Source organism: Aquabacterium sp., from assembly GCF_030652515.1.
In the GTDB taxonomy this organism is placed as follows: domain Bacteria; phylum Pseudomonadota; class Gammaproteobacteria; order Burkholderiales; family Burkholderiaceae_C; genus Aquabacterium.
Genome location: NZ_JAUSAR010000140.1, coordinates 1 through 1,950 on the forward strand (window position 1 = coordinate 1; position 1,950 = coordinate 1,950).

The window sequence follows — 1,950 nt, forward strand, 5'->3', positions numbered from 1 at the left end:
TGCTTGAGCATCTCGGCCATCAGGTCGGGCATGGCCCACATGCCCTTGCCGATCTGGGCGCGGCCGCGCAGGCCACATTGCAGGCCGATCAGCACATTGCGGCGCTCATAGGCGGCGATCCAGGCGCTGGACTTGATGTCGCCCTTGCGCATCATCGGGCCGGCCAGCATGGCGGTGTGCATCTCGTCGCCGGTGCGGTCCAGGAAGCCGGTGTTGATGAAGGCCACGCGGCTTTGGGCCGCGGCGATGCAGGCCTTCAGGTTGGCGCTGGTGCGGCGCTCTTCGTCCATGATGCCCAGCTTGACGGTGCTGTCGGGCAGGCCCAGCAGCTTTTCGACGCGGCTGAACAGCTCGGCGGCAAAAGCCACTTCAGCCGGGCCGTGCATCTTGGGCTTGACGATGTAGACCGAACCCTGGCGCGAGTTGACGATGCCATTGGCGCCATGGCGTTGCAGGTCGTGCAGGGCGATGGTGGTGGTCACCACGGCGTCCATGATGCCTTCGGGGATCTCTTTGTTATCAGCGCCCCACAGGATGGCCGGGTTGGTCATCAGGTGGCCCACATTGCGCACGAACATCAGCGAGCGGCCGTGCAGCTTGACTTCACCGCCCTTGGGGCCGGTGTAGACGCGGTCGGCGTTGAGCTTGCGCGTGAAGGTCTTGCCGCCCTTGGCGACTTCTTCGCTCAGCGTGCCCAGCTGGATGCCCAGCCAGTTGCTGTAGCCCAGCACCTTGTCTTGCGCGTCCACGGCGGCCACGGAGTCTTCCAGGTCCAGGATGGTCGACAGGGCCGATTCCAGCACCAGGTCAGACACGCCAGCGGGATCAGTTTGGCCGATGGGGGTGGCGCGGTTGATCTGCACGTCGATGTGCAGGCCGTTGTTGACCAGCAGGATGCTGGTGGGCGCGGCGGCATCGCCCTGGAAGCCCACGAACTGCGCGGGGTTCTGCAGGCCGACGGTCTTGCCGTTGGCCAGGGCCACGACCAGTTGGCCGCCTTCAACGCGGTAGCCGGTCGAATCCTTGTGCGAGGCGCCTTCCAGCGGGGCGGATTGGTCCAGCACATTGCGGGCGAAGGCGATGACCTTGGTGCCACGCACCGGGTTGTAGCCCTTGCCCTTGTCGGCGCCATCGGCCTCGGGGATGGCATCGGTGCCATACAGCGCGTCGTACAGGCTGCCCCAGCGGGCGTTGGCGGCGTTCAGCGCATAACGGGCGTTCAGGATGGGCACGACCAGCTGCGGGCCAGCCTGGGTGGCCAGCTCGGCGTCTACCTTGGACGTGGTGACCTTCACATCAGCGGGCACGGGCACCAGGTAGCCAATCTTGGCCAGGTGGGCGCGGTAGGCGGGCATGTCCTTGATCGGGCCCGGGTTGGCGGCGTGCCAGGTGTCCATCTCAAGCTGGATGCGGTCGCGCTCGGCCAGCAAGGCGGCGTTCTTGGGTGCCAGGTCGGACACGATCTGGTCGAAACCTGCCCAGAAGGCGGCGCTCGCCACGCCGGTGTTCGGCAGCACCTTGTCTTCGATGAAACGGTAGAGCTCGGTGGCCACCTGAAGGCCGTGGACTGGGGTGCGTGCGGTCATGGTGAACCTCGTCAAATAGAGAGAAAGATCATGGGGAAGAGCAAGCCTTTTGCCAGGGCCCTCTTTTCAATGCTGAAATTTTATTCGATACTTCTTCAACCATTACCAGCCTGAAAATTCATGGATTAATGACTTTTAAGGCGCCAATCCGGCCGACGAGGGTGCTCATCATGGACAAACTCAAGCAGATCGAGTCTTTCGTCGCCGTGTCCATCCGGGGCAGCCTGACGGCCGCCGCGCAGGCCGAAGGGGTGGCGCCCGCCGTCATTGGGCGGCGCATCGATGCACTGGAAGAGCGCCTGGGCGTCAAACTTTTGGTGCGCACCACGCGCCGCATCAGCCTGACCCGCGAGGGCAGCGCATT

General features: G+C 64.5%; 2 protein-coding genes. One reads left to right on the forward strand and one right to left on the reverse strand.

From position 1 onward, the window contains the following. On the reverse strand, positions 1 to 1,586 hold a 1,586-nt coding region (locus Q7V20_RS16665; RefSeq protein WP_304793654.1), incomplete at its 3' end, for a malate synthase G. A gap of 170 nt (positions 1,587 to 1,756) precedes the next feature. Between Q7V20_RS16665 and Q7V20_RS16670 the strand changes: the two genes are divergently transcribed. Further along, positions 1,757 to 1,950: LysR family transcriptional regulator (locus tag Q7V20_RS16670; protein ID WP_304793656.1), on the forward strand; the 194-nt coding region annotated here is incomplete at its 3' end.